Origin of the sequence: Desulfobacter sp. UBA2225, assembly GCF_002348205.1 — a bacterium.
GTDB classification, from domain to species: domain Bacteria; phylum Desulfobacterota; class Desulfobacteria; order Desulfobacterales; family Desulfobacteraceae; genus Desulfobacter; species Desulfobacter postgatei.
The window spans coordinates 1-9,129 of record NZ_DDYV01000178.1 but is presented as its reverse complement, the minus strand read 5'-3'; the positions used below and the strand labels follow the sequence as shown (position 1 = coordinate 9,129).

Below are 9,129 nucleotides of genomic sequence, written 5' to 3'. Positions count from 1 at the left end.
ATTTTCACTCCTTTTTTTGTTGATGTGTTTACAATAAAATTGACATACATATTAGCATGTTACGATTGAATTGAAAAAGGATTTCTTAAGTCAACGGCATTGAGTGTTTTCCAACAGTATTGATTTTAACGCCCCCGGCGAAACCGACGATCTTCAGTTTATGCTTCAGTTGACTTACCGGATTTACAACGGCGGTCGAAACCAGGCCGTCGTGGATGCAGCCAATGCCCGGGAAAAAGCGGCCATGCTCCAGGAAGAAGCCGTTAAAAACAGCCTTGGCTTTGCAGTGGTAAGATCATTTTTTAACATTGTTCAGGCCAGGGAACATGTCAGTGCAAGACAAGCCGCGGTTCAGGCCATTGATGCCTCAATAGCGGTGGCCAGGGCCCGGTTTGAGGCGGGAGACATGCTTAAACAGGAGCTGTTGAATCTGGAGGTACAACAGTCCCTTGCCGGCGAAGATTTGATTCAGGCACAGCATGGTCTTGTCCTTTCAAAACAAGGTTTTTTGAATGTGTTGGGACTGACCGGAGAGCAGGTGAACATCAATCTTGTCCAGACCCCTTTGCAAACGGTGCCGACTCAGCCTGATTTTAAAGGCAGGTCGGAAATCAAGGCCATGCACTTTCTGATTCAGGCAAGGCAGGCCGGACTTCGCCAGGCCAAAAGTGGATATTACCCCACAGCCGATGCTTTTGGGTCCTATCAGGCAGACAAGGGCTTTGAGATGGGCAGCGGCTCCGGCGATTCGTGGATGGCCGGAATCCGCGTCAATATGACGCTGTTTGACGGCAAACAGACAGACGCCAGGGTTCAACAGGCTGACATTGCATTGGCCCAGGCAAAGGATGAACTTCGAAAAATGGAACTGGCCTATGGGTTGGAAATTCGGCAGGCTGTTTTGACTCTTGATCAGACGTACAAACGGTGCCGGGTGACCGAAAAAATGGTGGTCTCTGCCCAGGAGTCCGCCCGCCTTTTCCGGGAACGATTTAACGTCGGCCTTGTACTTTCTTCCGAACTGATTGATACGGAAAACCGGCTGACTGAAGCACAGGTACGCCAGGCACTGGCCAATGCTGAACAGCGCATCGCGGTTGCCAATTTAAGGCGGGCTTGCGGATTACTTCAATATACTGAACAATAATAATAAGGCAATGGTTATCACAATGCAAATTCGTACACACTTTATGTTTGTTTTGATGATGATCCTGGTGCCGGGGCTTGGTGCCCATGCACAGGAGGTCTCCCCTGCGCTGCCTGTTGCGGTGGTGCGGACATCTATAGTAATTGAACAGACCGTGCCCACCCTTGTTGAGGTCGTGGGGACCCTGCAGGCTGTTGAACGTGCGGCCATTGCGGCCAAAGTGACCGGGGTCGTGACCGACGTGCCGGTGGTCGTGGGCTCCCGGGTAAACACAGGCGATCTGCTGGTTAACATCAGTGCCCGGGAGATCGCAGCTCAGCTCAATCAGGCCCAGGCCCGGTTCAAGCAGGCCGAGCGCAACCTTTTGCGTGAACAAACACTTTTACAAAAACATGCGACCACAGCGGAAACCGTCAAATCCATGCAGGATAACTACGCGGTAGCCAATGCAGCTGTGCAGGAAGTCCGGACCATGCTCGGTTATGCCACCATCACCGCACCTTTTTCAGGTGTGATTACACAGAAAAATGTAAATGCCGGAGAGCTGGCGACACCCGGCACGATGCTGCTGCGTATGGAAAATGATCAGAAGCTGCAGGTGGCTTGTGCCGTACCCGAAAGCCTGGTGTTTCAGATCCGGCCGGGACAGACGCTTACGGTCACTATCCCCACGGCCGGACTGACCATGAACGGCAAGGTGGCGGAAGTGGCGCCTTCGGCTGATCCTGCCTCCCGGACAGCACCGATCACCATAGATCTTTCATATAACGAGAAATTGCGCACCGGGCAGTTTGCCCGGGTCAAACTGCCCGGACAGATCAAGACGTCTTTATTTGTGCCCGACGGTACCGTGTTGCTCCGGGGGCAGATGGAACGGGTCTTTGTGGCTGCAGATAACAAAGCCCACCTTCGTCTGGTGCGAACCGGCATGCACCAGGATGGCCTGACGGAGATTGTCGCAGGTCTCAATTCCGGTGAAACGGTTATTTGTCAAAACAATGCGCATCTCGTGGACGGACAGCCCATAAAAAGTCCATAAAAATAGAATAGAGAAATCCTATGAACCAACAACACTCTCCCGAACACCAGGGGTTTGCCGGCCGGTTAGCCGCGACCTTTGTTGAATCCAAACTGACACTGATCGGTATCGTTGCCTCGCTTCTGCTCGGGGTCATGGCCATAACGATGCTGCCCAGGGAAGAGGAACCCCAGATTAAAGTGCCCATGATTGATGTCATGGTTGCCATGCCCGGAGCCGGCGCCAAAGAGGTGGAACAGCGCCTGAGCATCCCCATGGAAAAGCTGCTCTATGAACTGCCCGGTGTGGAGTATATTTACTCCACCTCCATGTCGGGCAAAAGTATGCTGGTGGTTCGCTTCTATGTGGGCCAGGATTTGGAAACCTCCATTGTCCGGCTCAACCAGAAGCTGCAAACCAATTTTGACCGGATCCCCCATGGCGTCTCCATGCCCATGATTAAACCTCACACCATTGATGATGTGCCGATTCTTGCGTTGACCTTTCATTCCAAAACCTATGACCATTTTATGCTGCGGAGGCTGGCCGCCCAGGTGGATGATGAGGTGAAATCCATCTTTGAAGTCTCTGAAACCAAACTGATCGGGGGCACCCGCCGCCAGGTGCGTGTTCTGTTTGATCCCTTGCAGCTGGCAGCCCGGAATATGACACCTTTTGATCTGATTGATCATCTCACCCAGGCAAACCGCCAGGCAATTTCGGGTGTCACCCAGGCCAATAACCGGGAACTACTCATCCAGACCGGCACTTTCCTTGCGTCAGCAGAAGATATCGGCAATATCGTGATCGGTGTCTACAGCGGCAATCCTGTATACCTGCACCAGGTGGCAAAAATTATTGATGGGCCCGAAGAACCGCAATCTTATGTGTTGTTCGGGAGCAAAGATCGCCACGATCCCGAAGCGGCCGTGACCCTTTCCGTGGCCAAGCGGCCCGGCGCCAATGCCGTTGATGTGGTGGAACAGGTTTTGACCAAGCTGGATCAGCTTAAAGACAGTCTGATCCCCGGCGATGTGGAGGTCACCGTCACCCGGGATTATGGAGAGACCGCGGCTGAAAAATCCAATGAACTGCTTTTACATATGGGCATTGCCGTGTTTGGGGTGGCCCTGCTCATTCTGATTTTCCTGGGATGGCGGGAGTCCTTGATCGTCATGCTGGCCATTCCCTCCACCTTGGCTTTGACCCTGCTGCTTTTCTATTTATACGGCTACACCCTGAACCGGATCACACTGTTTGCCCTGATTTTTTCCATCGGCATTCTGGTGGACGACGCCATTGTGGTCGTGGAAAATATTGTCAGACACATGCGGCTTCCCGAGAACCGGTCCCGTTCCTTTAAGGAGATTGCCATCATTGCGGTAAGCGAGGTGGGCAATCCAACCATTCTGGCCACATGGGCCGTTATTGCCGCGATTTTACCCATGGCCTTTGTGGGCGGACTCATGGGCCCGTACATGCGTCCCATCCCGGTGGGGGCATCCGCTGCCATGGTCTTTTCCCTGATTATCGCGTTCACTATCACCCCCTGGGCTGCCACCCATATTTTAAAGCGCAAACAGGCAGTCGTATCCGGGGATATGACGGCCGTGGAAAAAGGCCATGATCCCGACCATGCCCCGGATGATCCGTTTACCCGGTTTTATCATCATATCATGGATCCGTTGCTCTCCCAGGGCGGCTGGCGTATCTTGTTTTTCTGTATCATCATTGCCATGCTGTTGGGGTCCTGTGCCCTGGTTGTGTTGGGTCTGGTTAAGGTAAAGATGTTGCCTTTTGATAATAAATCGGAATTTCAAATAATTTTGGATATGCCTGAAGGCGGTACCCTGGAGCAGACCACCCGGGTGGCCATGGAGATGGCCCAGGTCATCAAACAGGAACCGGATGTCACTGATTATCAGATCTATGCAGGTACGGCCTCTCCGTACAATTTTAACGGCCTGGTCCGGCATTATTTTATGCGTTCGGGTCCCAGTGTGGCAGATATTCAGGTCAACCTGGCACCCAAACATGATCGCGACCGGCAAAGCCATGACATTGCCAAAAACGTACGTCCGGCTTTGGCGGTTATCGCTGAAAAATACGGGGCCACCATTGCGGTTGCCGAAGTTCCTCCGGGCCCGCCGGTCCTTCAGACCCTGGTTGCCGAGGTTTACGGCCCCAACCATGCCTCTCGCCTGGCTTTGGCCAAAAAGGTTAAACAAATTTTTACCCGGACGGATGGTGTGGTGGATATCGACTGGTACCGTGAGAATGATCGCGAAAAGACCATTATCACGGTGGACAAGGAAAAAGCGGCGCTGAACGGCATCAGTGAAGGCGACATCACCCGGGCTGTGAATATGGGGCTTTCCGGATTGTCTGTAGATTTGTTCCACCAGCCCCGGGACAAGGAAGAAATAGATATCGTATTTCAGCTGCCCAAAGCCGAACGCGCCCGGATTGATTCTATTCTGAACATCGGGCTGCGCAATCCGCGCAATCCTGCTTCGGCCCTGACGCCCTTGCGAGAGCTTGTGACCTTGAGCCGGGCACCCGTGGATCAGCCTATCTACCGGAAGAATCTGAAGCCGGTGATTTACCTGACAGGCGATGTTGCCGGCGCTGCGGAGAGTCCGCTGTACCCTATACTTGAGATGAATAAAGCCGTTGAGCAGCTGTCAGGCAAGGATTTTGGCGGAAGCCTGGACCATGTCACCATCTATAATTTAAAGCAGCCCTTCAATGAGTCCGAGCCCTCCATTAAATGGGACGGAGAGTGGCATATCACCCTGGAGGTGTTCCGGGACCTGGGCCTGGCATTTTGCGTGGTAATGATACTCATTTATATGCTCATGGTGGGCTGGTTTAAAAGCTATGTAACGCCGGTGGTGGTGATGGCGGCGATTCCGTTCTCTTTGATCGGCATTCTGCCCGCCCATTGGGCCCTGGGGGCATTTTTTACCGCGACTTCAATGATCGGATTCATGGCCGGCGCAGGGATTGTGGTGAGAAATTCCATTATTCTGGTGGATTTTATTGAACTGCGCCGAAGTCATGGTCTGCCCCTGGCAGAGGCCGTGGTGGAAGCCGGTGCCATCCGGTTCCGGCCCATGCTCCTGACGGCCATGGCGGTTGTTGTGGGCGCTTCGGTGATCCTGGCAGACCCGATTTTCCAGGGCCTGGCCATTTCATTGATGTTTGGTGAGATTGCCTCCCTGCTGATTTCCAGGATGGCGGTGCCGGTGCTGTATTATATGGCCCAGAAGAAACCCGCAGGCAACACGGATATGGCTTAGAAAATGAAAAATTGTTTTGTTTGTATTAGATTTGTGTTAATATTCCTTAACTTGTCAATTTTATTCAGACAATTCAAAAATAAAAGAATTAGAGCCTCAAATGGAGCGAAAGCAAGCAACTTTAAATTCATTTTCCATTCCGGAGTTGACAACAGGATTCAATATCCGTGGCCGTTTTATTGGACAGTTCAAGCCATTGTTGTCTCTGCTTTTTATCTGCTATGCGCCTGTGGCGTTGATTTGGTTGAAAATCATCCCATTTGAACACCGGTTTTATGCTTTATTCTTCGCCTTGGCCGGGCTGGCTTATTTCTGTTTTCACAGGCGTTACCGTCTGGAAGAACTGGGTTTTCGAATCGATACCCTTAAAAGCGCCATGGCACTGAATCTTCTGTTTTGTGCCATCGGAGGTATGGCGCTTTATATCTCATACAAAGCCGGATTGTTAATACCAAAAAACCATAATTATTATTTTTCGCATACTTACCTGATTTATATCTTTTTTCTGGGACCTGTTCAGGAAATCATTTTCAGAGGCATTCTGTTTACAGAGACGAAACGGATTAAAAGCGGCAGCAACCGCATGTTTTTATGGATATCCACCCTGTCATTTTGTTTTTTGCACGTTATTTACAGACACCCGCAGATACTTGTCATTGCGTTTATCAGCGGACTGATATGGGGGACAATATTTATAAAACGACCCAATATCTGGGGGGTTGCCCTTTCCCACTCCTTTCTGGGAGCTCTGGGCATCGTTCTTGGCCTGATTTAAATCCCCCTTTGATATGTTCCGGAGAAACGCGTCATAAAAATATTTTGTGATGCGTTTCCCCAATCTTGAAATTCAATCATCCGAAATAACTTAGAACGTGTCTGAAAATGATTTAATCGCAGGATGGTCAACTAAAAAGCGGTACAGGGTTGCCCTGCCCACGCCCAGCACACGGGCAGCCTTGGATTTGTTGCCGCCGGTTTTGACCAGGGCGGCTTGGACATTTTCCTGATTGAGCTTGCCCCGGGTAAATTGCGCACCAGACTCTGAGGACTCATTTGATAAGAGAGGCCGCATGGGTTGTCTGTTGGATGCAAAAAAGGGAAGATCCGTGGGTAAAATAACGTTGCCCCGGGCCCGGACCACGGAAAACTGGATCACATTTTTTAATTCCCTGACATTGCCGGGCCAGTGGTAGTCCATCATCTCTCGAATGGTGTCAGGGGCGAGTTCCGGCACGGACTTTTTAGTTTCTTTTTCAGCCTCCCGCAGGAAATGTTCGGCTAAAAGCGGGATATCGTTCTTTCTTTCCCGCAGGGGCGGCAGGTGGATGGGAATGACGTTGAGCCGGTAATAAAGGTCTTCCCTGAACCCCCCGGCCCGGACCTCTTCTGCCAGATCTTTGTTGGTGGCTGAAATGATTCTCACATCCACGCTGATATTTTTTTCTCCACCTACTTTTTCAAATGATCCCTCCTGGAGGAACCGTAGAAGTTTTACTTGGGTTTTCAAGGGCAGTTCCGCCACTTCATCCAGGAACAGGGTGCCTTTATGGGCCAGTTCAAAGCGACCTTTACGTTCCTTGACCGCCCCTGAGAATGCGCCTTTAACATGGCCGAACAGCTCGCTTTCCACAATACCTTCGGGGATGGCCCCGCAGTTGACCGGAACGAAACTGCCGTTGCCGTAGGATGAGATGTCATGAATAGCATAGGCCACCCGTTCTTTACCGGTGCCGGTTTCACCGGATACGTGAACCGGGTAGTTATACAACGCCACATCCCGGATTTGCCGGAAAATGTCATGCATGGCTTTGTCCTTGCCGATGATGCCGGCAAAATTGGAAAGATCTTCGGCTTTCAGGGACAGACGTATGGAATCGGTCATATCCCGGAACGAGGCCACAACTCCCTGGATTTCGCCGTCATGGTCCGGGATGCAGTAAACGGTCATTTCCAGATGACGGGTCTCCCCTGTTTTTGTGACTATGGTAACCGGGTACTCCTTGGTTCCGGCGGAAAGTTTCGGGGAATCATCGCAAAAAGAGCATTTGGAACCGCAGAACGGTGCCTGGAAAACATCGTGACAGTCTTTACCCAGGACCTCTTTTTTACTATATCCGGTAATTTTTTCTGCTTCTTTATTAAAAACAGTGATGATACGCTCGGTGGTATGTGCCATGACACCAAGTTTGAGATTGTCCACCACGAGGTTGAGATTGTGCAAATCCAGCAGAGAATGTGTAAACTTTTCCATTTTTGATTTCCAGGCAACGCGCTTTTAGTAATCGATACCAGGCTGTTCTTGAAACGGTCTTTTTAATGGCACATTTGTGTATCATGCGCAATGTTTTTTTGCATCTGTAAAAAGAAAAAATGGGCGCTACCGAATGAATGTCCGAACGGTAAGGGACTGGGAAAAAATATATCATCTATTTTTCCAAGTCCCTGGGGCTGAAGGGGAACTTTTTTTAAGGAATTATTCCCAGGAAATACAGTCTTGGGGGCAGTTTTTCACAGCTTCAAGAATATCTTCGTCATCCTCATAGCTGTCAAGGGGTAGTACATCCACATAACCTGCATCAATCATTTTAAAAGCGTGGGGCGCCAGATCAATACAGACCTCGCACTGGTTGCAGCAGCCAAGATCAATTACCGGTTTTTTTTGTATTTTCATCAAATTATTCCTTTGTCAATGGATTCAAGCCACCAGCCTTTTAGAATATGGGCCTGTTTCTCTTTTTGTGCAAGATCAAGAATCTTGTACCCTGTATCCAGCAAAATTCCATAAAGTATACCGCAGTGGGGGTCTTCATGGTGTTCATATCCGGTCTGTGCCAGTTCTATCATTTCATAGGCCAGTTCAATGGTGCGTTCGATGTTTATGTCACATTTTTTTTTCAGCATGGCAAATTCTCTTTAATCGTTTCACACCAGGGTAAATAAAATTGGTAATTATTCATTGCCTGCCACAACATGTTCCGGGGTGCAGGCATGAACCATATCCGATATCCGGGTAGCCGTAAAATCCCACCCTGTGTAAATATCAATGGTTGTTTTGTCTGCCTGGATAAAATCGGGCACAAGCATATATTCCAAAACGCGGGCATTGGACAGTGCCCTTAGGGCATATGCACGCTTTATCGGATCTGTAGAGGACAGATGTGCCTGGAGCTGTTCCCTGGCGATATCGGTAATATTTTGGGGTGCTGTCCCAAGATATGTGCCAATTCCCCACAAAACCCCGCGCTGGAGCATTTCATGTTCTATATGGTTGCCTTTGTCATCCAGATAGGAAAAAAGGATGCATTTAAATTCCCGGGCCAGGGGCGGACTTTTGCTTAAAATTTCTCCCATGGCCTCGGGGGACCCCCAGCCGATGCCGCCGGATTCATCGTTCAAATTCCACATGATTCGTCTCATAACTATTCTGGCTTTTTCCATGGAATTATCCGCAATCCTTGCGGCAAGCTCCCCCATGGCGGTTACGCTGCGGAACTTAATCAGTTCCTCCTTGTTGTAAAAATAAGAGAACAAATGTCCGATGAGCTGGGCATCCGGAATCTGGGCCAGCCTGTTTAGGGCCTGGCTGCGATTGCCAAGGGCAAGAATTTCGCCTACCTGTTTTTTTATTTTTCTGCCGTATGGTTTCATGGCTGTTCTCTTTC

General features: G+C 50.2%; 8 protein-coding genes. 4 read left to right on the top strand and 4 right to left on the bottom strand.

The features are described 5' to 3' along the window. Window positions 1-103: 103 nt before the first annotated feature. The 4 genes from B3D59_RS09225 to B3D59_RS09210 all read left to right on the top strand — a co-directional run bounded on the left by B3D59_RS09225 (window position 104) and on the right by B3D59_RS09210 (window position 6,242). Window positions 104-1,147: a TolC family protein gene (locus B3D59_RS09225; RefSeq protein ID WP_286819195.1), complete on the top strand. Its 1,044-nt coding sequence runs from the start codon at window positions 104-106 to the stop codon at window positions 1,145-1,147. Window positions 1,148-1,169: 22 nt separating this feature from the next. Next, window positions 1,170-2,186 (top strand): efflux RND transporter periplasmic adaptor subunit, encoded by a 1,017-nt coding sequence (locus tag B3D59_RS09220; RefSeq protein ID WP_286819193.1) that lies wholly within the window; start codon window positions 1,170-1,172, stop codon window positions 2,184-2,186. 20 nt (window positions 2,187-2,206) lie between these two features. After that, window positions 2,207-5,467, top strand: a complete 3,261-nt coding sequence (locus B3D59_RS09215; protein WP_286819192.1) for an efflux RND transporter permease subunit — start codon at window positions 2,207-2,209, stop codon at window positions 5,465-5,467. A 100-nt stretch (window positions 5,468-5,567) separates the two neighbouring features. Continuing rightward, complete coding sequence (locus tag B3D59_RS09210) at window positions 5,568-6,242, top strand: CPBP family intramembrane glutamic endopeptidase (protein WP_286819190.1); 675 nt, start codon at window positions 5,568-5,570, stop codon at window positions 6,240-6,242. 90 nt (window positions 6,243-6,332) lie between these two features. On the opposite strand, the gene B3D59_RS09205 is transcribed toward B3D59_RS09210, so the two are convergent. From B3D59_RS09205 to B3D59_RS09190, 4 genes are all read right to left on the bottom strand, one after another. Then, window positions 6,333-7,718: a sigma-54 interaction domain-containing protein gene (locus B3D59_RS09205; protein ID WP_286819188.1), complete on the bottom strand. Its 1,386-nt coding sequence runs from the start codon at window positions 7,716-7,718 to the stop codon at window positions 6,333-6,335. A 222-nt stretch (window positions 7,719-7,940) separates the two neighbouring features. Next, on the bottom strand, window positions 7,941-8,138 hold the full coding sequence (locus B3D59_RS09200) for a ferredoxin (protein ID WP_004074428.1): 198 nt from the start codon (window positions 8,136-8,138) through the stop codon (window positions 7,941-7,943). Beyond that, the gene (locus B3D59_RS09195) at window positions 8,138-8,368 is read right to left on the bottom strand and encodes a hypothetical protein (RefSeq protein WP_286819186.1); all 231 of its coding nucleotides are present in this window, start codon (window positions 8,366-8,368) and stop codon (window positions 8,138-8,140) included. The genes B3D59_RS09200 and B3D59_RS09195 overlap by 1 nt, the downstream gene beginning before the upstream one ends. 48 nt (window positions 8,369-8,416) lie before the next feature. Beyond that, a partial coding sequence (locus B3D59_RS09190; protein ID WP_349676883.1) for a DVU0298 family protein occupies window positions 8,417-9,129 on the bottom strand: 713 nt, incomplete at its 5' end.